The organism is Pseudomonas sp. MMS21 TM103, from assembly GCF_022132145.1.
Classification (GTDB): domain Bacteria; phylum Pseudomonadota; class Gammaproteobacteria; order Pseudomonadales; family Pseudomonadaceae; genus Aquipseudomonas.
This window is the reverse complement of sequence record NZ_JAJISP010000006.1, coordinates 25683-42283: the sequence shown is the minus strand read 5'-3', so window position 1 is coordinate 42283 and position 16601 is coordinate 25683. Positions and strand designations below refer to the sequence as shown.

15 protein-coding genes are annotated in these 16601 nt (G+C 59.4%); 3 read left to right on the top strand and 12 right to left on the bottom strand.

Annotated features, from left to right (window positions below; genetic code table 11):
• Window positions 1–865 precede the first annotated feature (865 nt).
• From LJY18_RS17640 to LJY18_RS17610, 7 genes are all read right to left on the bottom strand, one after another.
• Window positions 866–2371 (bottom strand): M20/M25/M40 family metallo-hydrolase, encoded by a 1506-nt coding sequence (locus LJY18_RS17640; protein WP_238043095.1) that lies wholly within the window; start codon window positions 2369–2371, stop codon window positions 866–868.
• 248 nt (window positions 2372–2619) lie between these two features.
• A complete protein-coding gene (locus tag LJY18_RS17635) occupies window positions 2620–2844 on the bottom strand; it encodes a hypothetical protein (protein WP_238043093.1) in 225 nt (74 codons plus the stop codon).
• A 296-nt stretch (window positions 2845–3140) separates the two neighbouring features.
• Window positions 3141–3986, bottom strand: a complete 846-nt coding sequence (locus LJY18_RS17630; protein WP_238043092.1) for a DMT family transporter — start codon at window positions 3984–3986, stop codon at window positions 3141–3143.
• Window positions 3987–4000: 14 nt separating this feature from the next.
• Entirely contained in the window at window positions 4001–4621 is a 621-nt protein-coding gene (gene hflD, locus LJY18_RS17625; protein WP_238043091.1) for a high frequency lysogenization protein HflD, read from the bottom strand.
• Window positions 4618–5751, bottom strand: a complete 1134-nt coding sequence (gene mnmA / locus LJY18_RS17620; RefSeq protein ID WP_238043090.1) for a tRNA 2-thiouridine(34) synthase MnmA — start codon at window positions 5749–5751, stop codon at window positions 4618–4620. Before mnmA ends, hflD begins: the two co-directional genes overlap by 4 nt.
• Window positions 5752–5813: 62 nt before the next feature.
• Window positions 5814–6254, bottom strand: a complete 441-nt coding sequence (locus LJY18_RS17615) for an NUDIX hydrolase (protein ID WP_238043089.1) — start codon at window positions 6252–6254, stop codon at window positions 5814–5816.
• A 153-nt stretch (window positions 6255–6407) separates the two neighbouring features.
• A complete protein-coding gene (locus LJY18_RS17610) occupies window positions 6408–8633 on the bottom strand; it encodes an NADP-dependent isocitrate dehydrogenase (protein ID WP_238043088.1) in 2226 nt (741 codons plus the stop codon).
• A 369-nt stretch (window positions 8634–9002) separates the two neighbouring features.
• Between LJY18_RS17610 and icd the strand changes: the two genes are divergently transcribed.
• On the top strand, window positions 9003–10259 hold the full coding sequence (gene icd, locus LJY18_RS17605) for an NADP-dependent isocitrate dehydrogenase (RefSeq protein ID WP_238043409.1): 1257 nt from the start codon (window positions 9003–9005) through the stop codon (window positions 10257–10259).
• A 74-nt stretch (window positions 10260–10333) separates the two neighbouring features.
• On the opposite strand, the gene cspD is transcribed toward icd, so the two are convergent.
• Window positions 10334–10597 (bottom strand): cold shock domain-containing protein CspD, encoded by a 264-nt coding sequence (cspD, locus tag LJY18_RS17600; RefSeq protein ID WP_238043087.1) that lies wholly within the window; start codon window positions 10595–10597, stop codon window positions 10334–10336.
• 233 nt (window positions 10598–10830) lie between these two features.
• Between cspD and clpS the strand changes: the two genes are divergently transcribed.
• Both clpS and clpA read left to right on the top strand, forming a co-directional pair.
• Window positions 10831–11193: an ATP-dependent Clp protease adapter ClpS gene (gene clpS / locus LJY18_RS17595; RefSeq protein WP_079202028.1), complete on the top strand. Its 363-nt coding sequence runs from the start codon at window positions 10831–10833 to the stop codon at window positions 11191–11193.
• A 29-nt stretch (window positions 11194–11222) separates the two neighbouring features.
• The gene (gene clpA / locus LJY18_RS17590) at window positions 11223–13493 is read left to right on the top strand and encodes an ATP-dependent Clp protease ATP-binding subunit ClpA (RefSeq protein WP_238043086.1); all 2271 of its coding nucleotides are present in this window, start codon (window positions 11223–11225) and stop codon (window positions 13491–13493) included.
• A gap of 314 nt (window positions 13494–13807) precedes the next feature.
• Here the strand turns inward: clpA and infA are convergent, their stop codons facing one another.
• The 4 genes from infA to trxB form a co-directional block, all read right to left on the bottom strand.
• A complete protein-coding gene (infA, locus tag LJY18_RS17585) occupies window positions 13808–14026 on the bottom strand; it encodes a translation initiation factor IF-1 (protein WP_002553999.1) in 219 nt (72 codons plus the stop codon).
• 106 nt (window positions 14027–14132) lie between these two features.
• Window positions 14133–14840: an arginyltransferase gene (locus tag LJY18_RS17580; RefSeq protein ID WP_238043085.1), complete on the bottom strand. Its 708-nt coding sequence runs from the start codon at window positions 14838–14840 to the stop codon at window positions 14133–14135.
• Between the two features lie 55 nt (window positions 14841–14895).
• Window positions 14896–15576 carry a leucyl/phenylalanyl-tRNA--protein transferase gene (gene aat / locus LJY18_RS17575; protein WP_238043082.1) on the bottom strand — a complete coding sequence of 227 codons (681 nt, stop codon included), beginning with the start codon at window positions 15574–15576 and terminating at the stop codon, window positions 14896–14898.
• 69 nt (window positions 15577–15645) lie between these two features.
• Window positions 15646–16596 carry a thioredoxin-disulfide reductase gene (gene trxB, locus LJY18_RS17570; RefSeq protein WP_238043080.1) on the bottom strand — a complete coding sequence of 317 codons (951 nt, stop codon included), beginning with the start codon at window positions 16594–16596 and terminating at the stop codon, window positions 15646–15648.
• Window positions 16597–16601: the final 5 nt, after the last annotated feature.

The window sequence follows — 16601 nt, the reverse complement described above, 5'->3', positions numbered from 1 at the left end:
GTAGCCTGAAGGTTGCCCTTCCAGGACAAACGGTCCTGGGCATACAGTTTCGCGACGATGAAAACCGAAGTCGCCATGATCATTCGGCCAGCAACCTGCCACTCATCCTGCGCGCCCCCTGAGCTTTAGCCGTCAGAATGACAGCAGCAAACTGAGCATCGGCCGCATCCGCTCGCGGACCTGCACGAGCGATAACTACCGCTGGCATCGGCTGTTCCGCGCAGGGCCGCCATAACCCGATCATCCCTCCCGTGCGCAGTCGAAACCGAGTCGTTGCGCCGCCGCGATGTGGCCGCCAGGGAAGCCGGCGAGTAGCCCGCATCGCAGTCGCTGGTTGTTCTGCCGTCGGCAGCATCGGGTCGACGCCCTCGGCAGCTGCGCTATCGTCAGCATTATCCGAGGGCTGCAGCATGACGAATACATCGGAAGTCGTGTGCAGGTAGTCGACGCAATTCGGCCCCGAGACAGGGATCGCAGTTCTCCCGGGAAATTGGGAAGCGGAGCGGCTGCGTTTGGACGGTAACGCCGCGGCCGTACGTTTGAAGTACGTCCATTGGATAATACCGGCAGGCAACGGATCCGGGCATGCCGGGTGCGTCAGTGCCCTCATGCTTTCCGGCGATCTGCTTCAAGTCATCCAGATGCCGATGGATGCTGTCGGCGGTGGCAGCATCATGCTCTGCCAGGCCGCATACTGGGAGGCTGAGCAGTTCTGCAATCGGACCGGTTGTGGCGCGCGATGCGCACACCCCTTGCGTCCTGATTGCGTGCCGGTGCAAGAGGAGCGGACAGCGGACATCAGTTGAGCGGGAAGGGCCATAATCCAGAGGTTGCCGGGAGGGCTGAGCCTCCCGGCGGCTAAGCCCTAGCGGCGTAGTTTGCTGCCCTGGTAGTCAAGCGCGTCGGCGGACTTCTGCGCCTTGTCCGAGCCCTTGTCGGTGCCATTGACCGACGAACTGGTCATCGCGAAGGTGAAGACCGCATGAGCAGCGGCATCGGACATCTGATCCAGCGCCTCGTCACTGTTGTTGTCAGAAGTGTCGCAGGCAAGGTGGTAGCAGGGGTCGTACGGCTCTCCGGCGATCCCGCCGTAGATTGCCTCCTGCTCAACGGTCTTGATGTCCTCGGCACCGGTGAAGAGTCCACCGGCAGGAATGCCCACCGCGATGAAGGGGCCGTAGTCGGAGCGCCCATCGAAGGCGGTCGGTTCGACCGGCAAACTCTGATCGGCAAAGTAGTCGAGAAACACCTGCTCGATATTGCCGGAGCCGTTGGGTCCCGCAGTATCGGTCGCCGAGCCGTCGCCATCGTAGACAAAGCGCACGAAGTTGGGCGAGCCGATCATGTCGAAGTTGAGGTTCACCGCGATGTCCTTGATATCGCGTGCACTCAGGTTATCGACGTAGGCCTGGGAGCCAAGCAGTCCGATCTCCTCGGCCCCCCACCAGGCGAAGCGCACCTGATTGACGGGCTCGACGCCCATTTCCGCCAGGCGCAGCGCCATTTCGAGCAGCGCCGCCGAGCCGCTGCCGTTGTCATTGATGCCCGGGCCTTCCTGCACCGAGTCGAGGTGCGCGCCGACCACCACGACGCGGTCGTCGCGTCCTCCCGGTGTCTCGGCGATCAGGTTGGAGGTGTTGCGGATTTCCGAAATGGCGTCGACGAAGACGCGGGCCACCACGTTGCCTGCCGCCAGCTCCTCGCCAACCGCGAAGGCGGCGCCGACCACTGGTATGCCGACGGACGGCTCGCCGAGCGTGCCGTTGAAGGCGTCGGTACGTCCCGCCTGGCCCTCGTTGAAGATCACCACGCCGCTCGCACCCGCCGCCTCGGCATTCTGCGCCTTCAGCAGAAAGGTGCAGCTGCCACGCTGGATGATGGCGATATTGCCGGGCGTGAAGCCGGCAAAGTCCTCTGGCTCGCAGCCGCTGGTCGAGCTGTTGGCTGTAGCGCCCGGCGGCAACTGCAGGTCGACGCCTTCGGCAGCGCCGGTAATTTCGCCGGCGCCGGAGTATGTCAAGGTCAAGAACCCGGAAGCTTCAGCGTAGGGGTAGACCGTGGGCACCGGCGCCAGCTGCTCGAGCTGTGCCGGTGACTGCTCCTGGAAGTAGGGAAAATCGAAGGGCTGCACCGTCACCACATAGCCGGCTGACTCGACCAGCAACTTGATGTACTCAAGCGAGGCCTCGTGGCCAGGTGTCGACGCGGCGCGCGTACCGCCATTGGTATCGGCGATAAACTGCAATTCGTACTGATGCGCGCGCACGCCTTGCGGCGTAATCGCCGCGCGAAAGGCCTCGGTATCGACCGGGACGGCCGCGGTGCTCTGTTGAGCAGCGAATAGGGCTGCTGCCAGCAGCGTCAGCTTCATGGTTCTCATGGAGTTCTCCTGTGCGAAAAAAACTCACCGAAGACAACGCCTTGGCACTTCAGTGGCCGTAGTTGCCTGGCCGACTGCCTTTTAAACTTCCTTCATGTCGGTGTCAGGCTGCTTCGAAGCATAGAGCAAATTACGGCAACCGCTAGCGGGGCCAATTGCACCATAAGGGACCTGCGCCAAATGGAAGTTGGCGTTCTTGCAAGTCCGTCTGTGATGGCAGGCGATGCTCAGCTTTGCTGTCACGCTGGCGAATCAGGTTCAGGGAGGCACTCTGGGTGACTCGCAGGATAGTCTGCCTTGGCCTTGAGCACCTGCTTGGCGACCGACTTCCGGCAGCCCATGGCATCAATGGTGATCAGTGCACCGTGCTTCATCAGCTCGGGCGGTGTGCTGATTTGATTGGCTGTGCCCGCAGCTTCCTGTTCGGCGAGCATCAGGCGTGCTTCGATGGCGAAAGCGCTCACCAGAGGGATGGCGCTGCCGTTCTGTCGGCAGCCAGGCAGGGTCTTGCCATTCAGCGTGTATCGGCCTTGAACAGGCTTTGGGCGCCCACAAAGGCTTTGCGCTCATGGCTGAGCATGAAGTCGCTGCGCGTGTTTTGTTGCGTGTTTGGCGGGGGAGTCGACGAGGCCGGTGAGATAGGGTTGGGGGATTGGCCAGCATAAGGACGTGATTGATTAACAGGTGGGGGTTCCCCCTCTATCACCTGTTAAAACGCTCAAAGGGAAGAGTGAGGTGGCATGATTGCCCTGTTTGCCGTTCAGCCGGTGCGCCGGGGAATCGACAGCAGGCTGGCGCCGAATATCAGGCTGGCGCCAAGCAGGGAGGCCATGTCTGGTGCTTCGCCCCAGCGTAGCCAGGCGAGCGCTCCGGCGAAGACGATAGCCAGGTAGGCGAAGGGGCCGATCAAGCCCGGCGGCGCGAGGCTGTAGGCCCTGGACATGATGATCTGACTGGCGGTGGCCAGCAGGCCGATGCCCAGCAGCCATGTCAGCTGCAAACGATCCAGCGGCTGCCAGGCCCAGCCCAGCGGGATCGCCGACGCCAGAGCGCTGAATAGGGAGAAATAGAAGACCATGCGAAAGGCCGGCTCGGTGTCGCTCATCTGGCGGATCGAGACGAAGGCGAATGCTGCCAGCACGCTGGCGCTCATGCCGATCAGGGCCTGGCCGTCGAATAGCGCGGCGGAGGGTTTGGCGACCAGCAGCACACCGACCAACCCGACCGCAGTGGTAGCCAGCATGCGCTTATTCAGGGGTTCCTTCAGCCACCACCAGGCGATCAATGGGGTGAACAGCGGTGCCGAGTAGGTGAACAGCATGGCGTCGGCCAGCGGCAGGTGGGCGATGGCGTAGAAGAAGCAGTACATCGCCGCCAGGCCGAAACCGGTACGCCACAGGTGGGACTGGATCCGTGCGGTGTGTAGCGGGCGCAGTCCCTTGAGCAGGATCAACGGCAGGAAGAACAGCACGCCGACCAGGTTGCGGACGAACACCACGGTCTCGTTGTTGACGCTGGCGGAAACCTCACGAATGCCGACGCCCATCAGCGAGAACAGCAGCGCCGATAGCGCCAACAACGCGGCGCCCTGCATGGGTTTGACCATGCGGGTGGTCACGGTCAACCGCGCAACAGCGGGTAGAGTTCCTTGAGCAGTTTTTTGCGGCTGAATACCAGTTGCCAGCGGTGGCCGCCGAGCTGACGCCACAATCGTGCCGAGCGGATACCGGCAAGCAGCAGGGCGCGAATCTTCGAGGCGTTGCTCGGCTGTTGCAGGTGGCGCATGTCGCCCTGGACCTGGATGCGCTGGCGGAACGTACTGATGGTGTCCTGGTAAAGACTGCCGCAGGCGGCAATCACGTTCTCATGCACCAGGCCGAAATGACCGACCTGGTTCTGAATCTGATCCAGGCGGCTGCCCATTACCTGGAGCATGTCGTCGCGCTTGGCCAGTTGTCTTTCCAGCCCAAGGAGGGCGAGGGCATAGCGCAGAGGTTCGCGTTGCAGGCTGGCCGGGTCGCGCTCAAGAGAACTGATCAGGGCGCGATAACCGTCGCGCAGGTTGAGGTCATCACCACCGTATACGTCCAGGGTGTTTTTTGGATCGCGTACCAGCAGGCTGCCCAGCAGGCATGCGACTCCTGGCTCGCCAACCTGGCCGGTTTTGGCCAGCTTGTCGACCAGAACTGCGGCCTCGAAAACCGCACCCAGTGCGACCAGTTGTTCCTGCGTTGGACTCATGGATGCTTATCCTTACTGCTCCAGGGTTCAGCTTTTTCGATCACGCCGCCGCCGAGGCAGACTTCGCCGTCGTAGAACACCACCGACTGTCCGGGTGTGACCGCGCGTTGCGGCATGGCAAAACTGGCGCGATAGCCATTGGCGGTTTGTTCCAGGGTGCAGGCTTGGTCGCCCTGACGGTAACGCACCTTGGCCGTTAGCTGGCGTGGCTGGCTGAGCTCGATCGGATTGACCCAATAAATGTGCGAAGCGAGCAGGGCGCTGGAAAACAGCCAGGGGTGATCGTTGCCCTGGCCGACGACCAGCACATTGCGTTCAAGGTCTTTTTGCAGCACGTACCAAGGCTCGTCGCTGGCGTCTTTCAAGCCGCCGATCCCCAGGCCCTGACGCTGGCCGATGGTGTGGTACATCAGGCCACTGTGACGGCCGATGACCTCGCCTTCGGTGGTTTCGATATCGCCGGGCTGGGCCGGCAGGTACTGCTTGAGAAAGTCGCTGAAGCGCCGTTCGCCGATAAAGCAGATACCGGTGGAGTCCTTTTTCTTCGCCGTGGCCAACTGGTGCTTCTCGGCGATGGCGCGCACTGCCGGTTTTTCCAGCTCACCCACGGGGAACAGGGTCCGGGCAATCTGCTCGCTACCGACGGCATGCAGGAAGTAGCTCTGGTCCTTGTTCGAGTCCAGGCCCTTGAGCAGTTCGGTGCGGCCGGCGCGATCGCGGCGGCGCACATAGTGGCCGGTGGCGATCAGGTCGGCACCGAGCGCCAGGGCGTAGTCGAGGAAGGCTTTGAACTTGATCTCGCGGTTGCACAGGATGTCCGGGTTGGGCGTGCGCCCGGCCTTGTATTCGGCAAGAAAGTGCTCGAACACATTGTCCCAATACTCCGCGGCGAAGTTGGCGGTGTGCAGCTTTATGCCGATTTTGTCGCACACCGCCTGGGCATCGGCCAAGTCATCCATGGCGGTGCAGTATTCGGTGCCGTCATCTTCGTCCCAGTTCTTCATGAACAGGCCTTCGACCTGATAACCCTGCTCGAGCAGCAGTAGGGCAGAGACGGAGGAGTCCACGCCGCCGGACATGCCGACTATGACGCGTTGCTGTTCTGGGCTGGGGAGGGCTGGATCACGCATGGTGGTGTCTGCACAAAAGACGAAATTCTAACAGGCTGGCGGTGCCAAGGCTAAGGCGGTATTCAATCACGGATCAGCTCCAGGTCATGTAGCGGGCCAGCGAGGTAGTCGTCAATGCAGCGCAGGACCAGTTCGCTGCGCCAGCGTTCTGGCTGGCCGGACAATTCATCACGGCTCAACCATGATGTCCCGACGATGCCGGTATCCAGGCTGCGCTCTGGGTTATGGCGTAGCGGTTTGGCGACAAAGCAGACGCGCTGATAGGTCACTCCATTGCTCGGTGCGGTATACAGATAAATACCGACGACGCCGGTGAGTTCGACATCCCAGCCGGTTTCTTCGAGGGTCTCGCGCACCGCTGCCTCACGCAGGGTTTCGTTGGCTTCAAGGTGGCCGGCGGGCTGATTGAGTACCAGGCGTCCGCCCTTGAGCTCTTCGACGAGGAGAAAACGGCCCTGATTTTCGACGATAGTGGCAACGGTGATGTGGGGGTGCCAATCCATGTGTATGCCCTGTAGGAGTGGATCGTTCGCAGCAGTCACAGGTCGCTGGAGCGCCATGCTCCGCATCTGCGGTACCTGGGTGCACAAGCAGAAACCCCGGCACGTGGCCGGGGCTTCTGTTCATGCGGCGCGCTCAAGCGCCAGTGTTGCGCCTTAAAGCAGCGAAGCGATCGCGGCGTTGAAGGTTGGGCTCGGACGCATGACTTTGCTGGTCAGCTCCGGGCTCGAGCGGTAGTAACCGGCGATGTCCACCGGCGAGCCTTGAACGGCGCTGAGCTCGGCAATGATAGTTGCTTCATTGTCAGTCAGGGTTTTCGCCAGCGGGCTGAAGTGAGCTTGCAAAACGCTGTCTTCAGTCTGCGCGGCCAGCTCCTGTGCCCAGTACAGCGCCAGGTAGAAGTGGCTGCCACGGTTGTCCAGCTCGCCGGTTTTACGTGATGGCGACTTGTTGTTGTCGAGCAGCTTGCCGGTGGCGGCATCCAGGGTTTTACCCAGCAGCTTGGCGCGCTGGTTGTCGTTCTTGATGCCGGTTTCTTCCAGAGACACTGCCAGGGCCAGGAACTCGCCGAGCGAGTCCCAGCGCAGGTGGTTCTCTTCGATCAACTGCTGCACGTGTTTCGGCGCAGAACCACCGGCACCGGTTTCGTACATGCCACCACCGGCCATCAGGGGCACGATGGACAGCATCTTGGCCGAAGTACCCAGCTCCATGATCGGGAACAGGTCGGTCAGGTAATCGCGCAGTACGTTACCGGTCACCGAGATGGTGTCCTGGCCGCGAATCAGGCGTTCCATGCTGATGCGGATCGCTTCGTTGTAACCCATGAGGCGAATGTCCAGGCCGCTCAGGTCATATTCCTGCAGGTAGGCTTCTACCTTCTTCTGCAATTGCAGGTCGTGGGCGCGCTCCGGGTCGAGCCAGAAGATGGTCGGTGTGTTGGATTGGCGGGCGCGGGTAACGGCCAGCTTGACCCAGTCACGAATGGCTGCGTCCTTGGTCTGGCAGGCACGCCAGATGTCACCGGCTTCGACTTCGTGCTGCATCAGTACGGTGCCGTCAGCCAGAACCACGCGCATGGTGCCGTCGACTGTCGCTTCGAAGGTCTTGTCGTGGGAGCCATACTCTTCGGCTTTTTGCGCCATCAGGCCGACGTTCGGTACGGTGCCCATGGTGGTCGGGTCGAATGCGCCGTTGGTTTTGCAGAAGTTGATCATTTCCTGATAGATGCGGGCGTAGGTGCTTTCTGGCATCACCGCCTTGGTGTCTTTCAGCTTGCCATCCTTGCCCCACATCTGCCCGGAACTGCGGATCATCGCCGGCATCGAGGCGTCGACGATCACATCGCTCGGGATGTGCAGGTTGGTGATGCCCTTGACCGAATCAACCATGGCCATTTCCGGGCGATCGCTGTAGCAGGCGTGGATGTCGTGAAGGATCTCTTCCTGCTGGGAGGCGGGCAGGGACTTGATCTTGTCGTACACGCTGCTAATGCCGTTGTTCGGATTGACACCTAGTTCAGCAAACAGGGCCGCGTGCTTATCGAAGGCGCCCTTGTAGTAAACGCTGACTGCGTGACCAAAGACGATCGGGTGGGACACCTTCATCATGGTTGCCTTGACATGCAGCGACCACATCACGCCGGTTTCCTTGCAGTCTTGCAGGGTTGCCTCGAAGAACTCGCGCAGCTTCTTGCAGCTCATGAACATGCTGTCGAAGACTTCGCCGTCCTGCAGGGCGAGCTGTTTCTTCACTTCGACCTTGCCGTTCTTGTCGACGAACTCAATGCGCACGTCACCGGCTTTGTCCATGGTGATCGACTGTTCGCTGGAGAAGAAGTCGCCGCCGCGCATGTAGTCGGCGTGGGACTGGGAGGCCATGCTCCACTCGCCCATTGAATGCGGGTGCTTGCGGGCAAAGGCCTTTACTGCGGCGGGTGCGCGCCGGTCGGAGTTGCCTTCACGCAGAACCGGGTTCACGGCGCTGCCGAGGATCTTGCTGTAACGAGCGCGGGCTTGTATTTCCGCCTCGGTCTGCGGGTCTTCCGGGAAGTCAGGAATGTTGTAACCCTGGGCCTGCAGTTCGGCGATGGCGCCTTTGAGCTGCGGTACCGAGGCGCTGATATTGGGTAGCTTGATGATATTGGCTTCTGGCGTGGTGGCCAGAACCGCCAGTTTGGCGAGGTCGTCCTGGACTCGCTTGTCGGCGTCCAGATGCTCGGCAAAGCTTGCAAGAATACGTCCTGCAAGAGAGATATCACGGGTTTCGACGGCTATGTCAGCGGATGCAGCGAAAGCTTCTACAATTGGCAGAAGCGAATAGGTGGCAAGGGCTGGAGCTTCGTCGGTGAACGTGTAGATGATCTTCGAAGGGTTGGACATTTTGGATTAACTCTCTTCTTTGCTAAGCGAGCACAGAATCTCGAGATGCGCAGGTAGGCGCGTTCGCTCAAAGTCGTCAATGAGCCGAAAGTCGAGGATTTGCCGCAGTGATGGGTGATGCACCAGTAGAGCGTTGAGCGGTCGAACAGCTGGGTTGCGGTAGCAACTCAACCGGGTTCAAAGGCTCGCTGTCTCGTTCAAGACAGGTAAACCCCTATGACTCGTTAGTCACGGCGCGCAGTATACCATTGCACTTAGGTGCTGAAGAATGCCCTTACCCCTATAGACGAAGGAACAGGTGGTCTCGCCCGAATCAAGTGGGTTACGCTCGGGAGAGACGCGATTTTTAACCACAAAGCGGAGTCCAGCATGGGATATACAAAGATCCAGGTGCCAGCAACCGGTGACAAAATCACCGTCAATGCAGATATGTCGCTTAACGTACCGACCAACCCGATCATTCCCTATATCGAGGGTGACGGTATCGGCGTCGATATCAGTCCTGTGATGATCAAGGTTGTCGATGCAGCCGTCGAAAAAGCCTACGGCGGCAAGCGCAAGATTTCTTGGATGGAAGTTTACGCAGGCGAGAAAGCCACTCAGGTGTATGACCAGGACACCTGGCTGCCTCAGGAAACCCTGGACGCCGTCAAAGACTACGTCGTTTCCATCAAGGGCCCGCTGACCACGCCGGTCGGTGGCGGCATCCGCTCCCTCAACGTGGCCCTGCGCCAGCAACTGGATCTGTACGTTTGTCTGCGCCCGGTGCGCTGGTTTGAAGGCGTGCCTAGCCCGGTGAAGAAGCCTGGTGACGTTGACATGACCATCTTCCGCGAAAACTCCGAAGACATTTACGCGGGTATCGAGTGGAAAGCCGGCTCGCCAGAGGCGGACAAGGTCATCAAGTTCCTCAAAGAGGAGATGGGTGTCACCAAGATCCGTTTCGACGAAAACTGCGGTATCGGCGTCAAGCCGGTTTCCAAGGAAGGCACTCGTCGCCTGGCGCGCAAGGCGCTGCAGTATGTGGTCGACAACGACCGCGACTCGCTGACCATCGTGCACAAAGGCAACATCATGAAGTTCACCGAAGGTGCCTTCAAGGAGTGGGCTTACGAAATCGCAGCCGAAGAATTCGGTGCGACCCTGCTCGATGGTGGTCCCTGGATGCAGTTCAAGAACCCGAAAACGGGCAAGAATGTCATCGTCAAGGATGCCATCGCCGACGCGATGTTGCAGCAGATCCTGCTGCGTCCGGCGGAGTACGATGTGATCGCCACCCTCAATCTGAATGGCGATTATCTGTCCGACGCCTTGGCGGCCGAGGTGGGCGGTATTGGCATTGCGCCTGGCGCCAACCTTTCCGACACCATTGCCATGTTCGAGGCGACCCACGGCACTGCGCCGAAGTACGCCGGCAAGGATCAGGTAAACCCGGGTTCGCTGATCCTGTCTGCCGAAATGATGTTGCGTCACATGGGCTGGATCGAAGCGGCAGACCTGATCATTAAAGGCACCAACGGCGCCATCTCGGCCAAGACCGTGACCTATGACTTCGAGCGTCTGATGGAAGGCGCCAAGCTGATGTCTTGTTCGCAGTTTGGCGACGCCATGATCTCCCACATGTGAGCTGATCAGCGGTAAGCAAAAGACCGGTCAAGCGACCGGTCTTTTGTATTTTGGTTAGTCAGTGATGTTGCTGCTCAGACCTCAATTGTATTGCAGTTGGCCTGATTTGCAGCAGCAGGTGCTTCGGTGGTGGCCGAAAGCGCGCTGATGTTCACGGCGTGGAGCCCCTTAGGGCCTTGGATGATATCGAAGCTCACAGCCTGACCGGCTTTCAGGGTTTTATAACCATCCATCTGAATCGCCGAATAATGAGCGAATAGATCCTCGTCTCGACCGTCGGCCACAATAAACCCATAGCCCTTGGCGTTATTGAACCACTTGACCTTACCGCTAAGCATGCTGATATCCCTCTGCAAAGAACTCCGCCACTGGAGTATCATCCACTTCTGATTCCGCGCACGAATAAACTGGCTTGGGCGAGGGCGCGGAATCCCTCATACCTACCTAAGTGGGTATTCATTGTTTGTAACACCGTTTAGCCGTTAGTCAAGGCGATGCTGCAACTGCCTGAGAAGCCGGTCAAACTCCAACTACCATCCGTACTCGCCCAGCCAAGAACCTTTATTCCAGCATGCATGCACGTAGCCAGATTCGACTAACATTCAATCAGGACCGTCCGGCAACGCATGAGGACGATTCCACCGGCCTGGCCGTGCAGGAATCCAAGCCCGCGCTGCAGGCACCACCGCTGTATAAGGTGGTCATATTCAATGATGACTACACACCGATGGATTTCGTGGTCGAAGTGCTCGAGGTGTTTTTCAACTTAAACCGGGAGCTGGCGACCAAGATCATGCTGACCGTCCACACAGAGGGACGGGCAGTTTGCGGAGTGTTTACCCGCGACATCGCCGAAACCAAGGCAATGCAGGTTAATCAGTACGCTAGAGAAAGCCAGCATCCGCTACTCTGTGAGATAGAGAAGGACGGTTAACGCCGGCCGCTTGGGCATGAGGTGAAGCCATGTTAAATCGAGAGCTCGAAGTCACCCTCAATCTGGCCTTCAAGGAGGCTCGCACCAAGCGTCATGAATTCATGACGGTTGAGCACCTCCTTTTGGCTCTATTGGATAACGAGGCCGCCGCCAGCGTACTGCGCGCATGCGGTGCCAACCTCGACAAATTGCGTCATGACCTTCAGGAGTTCATCGATTCCACCACACCGCTGATCCCGCAGCATGACGAGGAACGCGAAACTCAGCCGACCCTGGGCTTCCAGCGGGTGTTGCAGCGCGCTGTATTCCATGTGCAAAGCTCCGGCAAGCGAGAAGTGACCGGCGCCAACGTGTTGGTGGCGATTTTCAGCGAGCAGGAAAGTCAGGCCGTGTTCCTGCTCAAGCAGCAGAGTGTTGCGCGCATCGATGTGGTCAATTTCATCGCCCACGGCATTTCCAAAGTGCCAGGGCATGGTGGCCATACAGAAAGCGAGCAGGAAATGCAGGACGAAGAGGGTGGTGAGTCTTCGGCTTCAGGCAATCCACTGGATGCCTACACCAGCAATCTCAATGAGCTGGCCCGCCAAGGGCGGATCGATCCTTTGGTCGGGCGAGAACTCGAAGTCGAGCGTGTCGCGCAGATTCTGGCGCGTCGGCGCAAGAACAACCCGCTGCTGGTAGGTGAGGCCGGCGTGGGCAAGACTGCCATAGCCGAAGGCTTGGCCAAGCGTATTGTCGACAATCAGGTGCCCGATCTGCTGGCCACCAGCGTGGTTTACTCCCTCGACCTGGGAGCCTTGCTGGCCGGCACCAAGTACCGTGGCGATTTTGAGAAGCGCCTCAAGGCGCTGCTCAACGAGCTGCGCAAGCGCCCGCACGCGATACTGTTTATCGACGAGATCCACACCATAATTGGTGCTGGGGCCGCATCTGGCGGGGTGATGGATGCTTCCAACCTGCTCAAGCCGATGCTTTCCTCGGGCGAGATCCGCTGCATTGGTTCGACCACCTTCCAGGAGTTCCGTGGCATTTTCGAGAAGGATCGCGCCCTGGCACGGCGCTTCCAGAAGGTCGATGTCAGCGAACCTTCGGTTGATGACACCTATGGCATTCTCAAAGGTCTCAAGGGGCGTTTCGAGCAGCACCATAGTATCGAGTACAGCGACGAGGCCCTGCGCGCCGCGGCAGAGCTTGCTGCGCGCTATATCAACGATCGGCACATGCCGGACAAGGCAATCGATGTAATCGACGAGGCGGGTGCTTATCAACGCCTGCAGCCGGTCGAGAAGCGGGTCAAGCGCATTGAAGTGGCGCAGGTCGAGGATATCGTCGCCAAAATCGCACGAATTCCGCCAAAACACGTCAGCAGTTCGGACAAGGAACTGCTACGCAACCTGGAGCGCGATCTCAAGCTCACGGTGTTCGGCCAGGAAGCGGCCATCGACTCCCTGTCTACGGCGATCAAGCTGTCGCGCGCCGGACTCAAGGCGCCAGACAAGCCTGTGGGCTCGTTCCTCTTTGCCGGTCCTACCGGGGTCGGTAAAACCGAGGCGGCGCGTCAGTTGTCCAAGGCGCTGGGCGTAGAGTTGGTGCGTTTCGACATGTCCGAGTACATGGAACGGCACACTGTTTCCCGGCTGATCGGTGCGCCGCCGGGTTATGTCGGCTTCGATCAGGGTGGCTTGCTGACTGAGGCCATCACCAAGACACCGCATTGCGTGTTGCTGCTCGATGAAATCGAGAAGGCTCATCCGGAAGTCTTCAACCTGCTGTTGCAGGTAATGGACCACGGCACCCTGACCGACAACAATGGGCGCAAGGCCGACTTCCGTAACGTGATCCTGATCATGACCACCAACGCCGGGGCGGAAACTGCGGCGCGCGCGTCCATTGGCTTCACCTATCAAGACCATGCGTCTGATGCCATGGAAGTGATCAAGAAGAGCTTCACGCCAGAGTTCCGCAACCGTCTGGATACCATCATCCAGTTCGGCCGCCTGAGCCATGAAGTGATCAAGAGCATCGTCGACAAGTTCCTCACCGAACTGCAGGCACAGCTTGAAGACAAGCACGTGATGCTCGAAGTCAGTGATGCCGCGCGCGGCTGGCTGGCAGAGAAGGGCTACGATGTGCAGATGGGAGCCAGACCCATGGCGCGCTTGATTCAGGAAAAGATCAAGCGCCCCTTGGCGGAGCAGATCCTGTTTGGCGAACTGGCCGAGCATGGAGGCGTGGCCCATATCGATCTCAGTGGCGACGAATTGACCTTCGAGTTCGAAACCACGGTGGAGATGGCCTGAGGTTGTCTTTATAGCGCGCACAAAAACGCCCGGCATGCCGGGCGTTTTTGTGCGCGCCTGATTTGATCAGTCGTGGAAAAACCGAGTGCAAGAGGATCAAGGCTGAGTAGCAAGGGAGCTTGGCAAGTCAGCGAAGCATAGGGCGAAGGACGCCATCTACTTGACTCACTTTATCCTGGGGGCTGTCGGACTTTAGCTGTAGACAGTCTCAAGTCCGGCAGGCTCCTGGGCCAAGCTAAAGCGCGCTTAATGCTACGCCTTCAACTACTTGCCCTCATGCCTATGGTCAAATGCAGTGGTTTTTCAAAGACCTGTTAACGGGCGCGGTAGGTGATACGACCCTTGCTCAGGTCATAAGGCGTCAGTTCTACACGAACCTTATCGCCGGTCAGGATGCGGATGTAGTTTTTGCGCATCTTTCCGGAGATGTGCGCGGTAACGACGTGCCCGTTTTCCAACTCCACGCGGAACATGGTGTTGGGCAGGGTGTCGACGACAGTGCCTTCCATTTCGAAGCTGTCTTCTTTCGACATTCAGTAAAGCCCTCGGTATCCAAAGTATGGCCATGGCCGGTGCAACTGGCTCCAGGCAAAAGCGGCGTGCATTGTGCCCGAAAAGAAGGGCGTACGCCAAGCGACTTCAGGTGAGAGTGATCCAGCGCTGGTTAACGAACAGTTCGATTGGGCGGTATTGCGTCTTGTAGTTCATTTTTCGGCAGTTCTTGATCCAATAACCAAGGTATAGGGCGTGCAACCCAAGGCGCGCTGATTCCTTGATTTGCCAGAGAATGGCGAAGCGTCCGAGGCTGCGGCGCTCTTCGCTGGGCTCGTAGAAGGTGTAAACCGCTGAAAGTCCATTGGGCAGCACGTCGGTGACTGCAATCGCCAGCAGTCGGCCGTGCTGGCGAAACTCGTAGAAGCGGGAAAACGGCAGGTCGCGTACCAGAAAAGTGGAGAACTGCTCGCGGTTCGGCGGGTACATGTCGCCATCGGCATGACGTTGCTCGATATAGCGCACATAGAGGCTGTAGTACTCCTCGGTGAATGCCGGGCGCACTGTACGGACCTGGATGTCGAGATTGCGTTTGAAAATACGCCGCTGCTGACGATTGGGTTTGAACTGACTAACAGGAATGCGCGCAGGCACACAGGCCGAGCAGCGTTGGCAGTGGGGCCGATAGAGGTGGTCGCCACTGCGGCGAAAGCCCATCTCCGAAAGTTCGGCATAAACGTCCACATCCATCGGCTGGCTGGGGTCGAGGAACAGGGTTGTGGCCTGCTCTTCGGGCAGATAGCTGCATGGATGCGGCTGAGTGGCGTAAAACTTCAGGCGGGCCAGCTCGGTCATGATCGACTCTCGGGATAATGCCTTAAACAAGTGTAAGCCACCCTGCGGGACTCGCCTAGGCGCTCCAGGACGCCATGTCGGGCTGGTCGATGTGCCGCTGCAGGTAGTCAGTGAACTCTGCGCGAGCAATCGGCCTGGCGCCAAAGCTATGCAGGTGTTGCGTGGGCATCTGGCAGTCGATGAGTACAAAGCCCCAGACCTTGAGTTGCTCGACCAGGGTGACAAAGCCGATCTTGGATGCGTTATCGGCGAGGCTGAACATGGATTCGCCGAAAAACAACCTGCCCATTGCCAGCCCATATAGCCCGCCGACCAGTTCGCCATCGCGCCAGACCTCGACCGAATGGGCAATGCCGCGCCGATGCAGCTCAAGGTAGGCATGCTGCATCGGGGTTGTGATCCAGGTGCCGTCGGCGTAATCGCGGGGCGCAGCGCAGGCCTGGATTACCTGGGCAAAGGCTCGATCGAACGTTACCTGGTAGCGTGCCTGGCGCAGTACCTTGGCCAGACTGCGCGAGACATGCAGTTCGTCAGGGAAGAGCACCGTACGTGGATCCGGCGACCACCAGAGGATCGGCTGATTGTCCTGATACCAGGGGAAGCAACCATGGCGGTAGGCCGCTATCAGCCGTTCGGCACTCAAGTCGCCGCCGGCCGCAAGCAAGCCGTTGGGCTCGCGCAGGGCTTTGCTCAATGGCGGGAAACTCAGGGAGTCGCGTTGCAACCAGGTCAGCATCAGACGCACCGCGGAAGGCGTGGACGGGCTTGACAACCTATCGGACTGTCAAGCCCGCCCAGGGAGCGATCAATTGTCGTCGAGGAACTTTTCGACATCCAGTGCAGCCATGCAGCCGGCCCCGGCAGAGGTGATTGCCTGGCGGTACACATGGTCGGCCACGTCACCAGCAGCGAACACGCCCTCGATACTGGTCGCAGTGGCATTGCCTTCACTACCGCCCTTGATCAGCAGATAGCCTTCGCGCATTTCCAGTTGCCCCTGGAACAGATCGGTATTGGGCTTGTGGCCGATGGCGATAAACACGCCAGTTAGCGGCAGTTCCCTGGATAAGCCAGTGGTGGTGTCTTTCAGGCGCACGCCGGTCACACCGCTGGCATCGCCAAGCACTTCATCGAGAGTGTGATTCCAGTGCAGGTGGACGTTGCCGTTGGCGGCCTTGTCGAACAGCTTGTCTTGCAAGATTTTTTCCGAGCGCAGCTTGTCGCGACGGTGAACCAGGTGCACTTCCTTGGCGATATTGGCCAGATACAGCGCTTCCTCGACGGCGGTGTTGCCGCCACCAATCACCGCGACGACTTGATTGCGGTAGAAGAAACCATCGCAGGTGGCGCAGGCAGACACGCCCTTGCCGGCAAAGGCTTCCTCCGATGGCAGGCCGAGGTACTGCGCCGAGGCGCCGGTGGCGATGATGAGTGCATCGCAGCTATAGGTGCCACTGTCGCCTTTGAGGATAAACGGGCGCTGCTGCAACTCGGCCGTATGGATGTGGTCATAAATGATCTCGGTGTCGAAACGCTCGGCATGTTTTTGCATGCGTTCCATAAGCGCTGGACCAGTCAAGCCTTCGACGTCACCTGGCCAGTTGTCCACTTCGGTGGTGGTGGTAAGTTGGCCGCCGGGCTGGATGCCGGTGATCACCACGGGCTTGAGGTTGGCGCGGGCAGCGTATACCGCCGCAGCGTAACCGGCAGGGCCGGAACCCAGGATGATCAGGCGTGAATGCTTGACTTCGCTCATAGAAA

Bases quoted from the DNA above. Each gene is read 5' to 3' on its own strand.
- LJY18_RS17630 (WP_238043092.1), bottom strand. From the start codon at position 3,986: ATGGTCAAACCCATGCAGGGCGCCGCGTTGTTGGCGCTATCGGCGCTG.
- icd (WP_238043409.1), top strand. From the start codon at position 9,003: ATGGGATATACAAAGATCCAGGTGCCAGCAACCGGTGACAAAATCACC.
- LJY18_RS17615 (WP_238043089.1), bottom strand. From the start codon at position 6,254: ATGGATTGGCACCCCCACATCACCGTTGCCACTATCGTCGAAAATCAG.
- LJY18_RS17610 (WP_238043088.1), bottom strand. From the start codon at position 8,633: ATGTCCAACCCTTCGAAGATCATCTACACGTTCACCGACGAAGCTCCA.
- mnmA (WP_238043090.1), bottom strand. From the start codon at position 5,751: ATGCGTGATCCAGCCCTCCCCAGCCCAGAACAGCAACGCGTCATAGTC.
- clpS (WP_079202028.1), top strand. From the start codon at position 10,831: ATGCATGCACGTAGCCAGATTCGACTAACATTCAATCAGGACCGTCCG.
- infA (WP_002553999.1), bottom strand. From the start codon at position 14,026: ATGTCGAAAGAAGACAGCTTCGAAATGGAAGGCACTGTCGTCGACACC.
- cspD (WP_238043087.1), bottom strand. From the start codon at position 10,597: ATGCTTAGCGGTAAGGTCAAGTGGTTCAATAACGCCAAGGGCTATGGG.
- hflD (WP_238043091.1), bottom strand. From the start codon at position 4,621: ATGAGTCCAACGCAGGAACAACTGGTCGCACTGGGTGCGGTTTTCGAG.
- LJY18_RS17580 (WP_238043085.1), bottom strand. From the start codon at position 14,840: ATGACCGAGCTGGCCCGCCTGAAGTTTTACGCCACTCAGCCGCATCCA.
- trxB (WP_238043080.1), bottom strand. From the start codon at position 16,596: ATGAGCGAAGTCAAGCATTCACGCCTGATCATCCTGGGTTCCGGCCCT.
- aat (WP_238043082.1), bottom strand. From the start codon at position 15,576: ATGCTGACCTGGTTGCAACGCGACTCCCTGAGTTTCCCGCCATTGAGC.
- clpA (WP_238043086.1), top strand. From the start codon at position 11,223: ATGTTAAATCGAGAGCTCGAAGTCACCCTCAATCTGGCCTTCAAGGAG.
- LJY18_RS17640 (WP_238043095.1), bottom strand. From the start codon at position 2,371: ATGAAGCTGACGCTGCTGGCAGCAGCCCTATTCGCTGCTCAACAGAGC.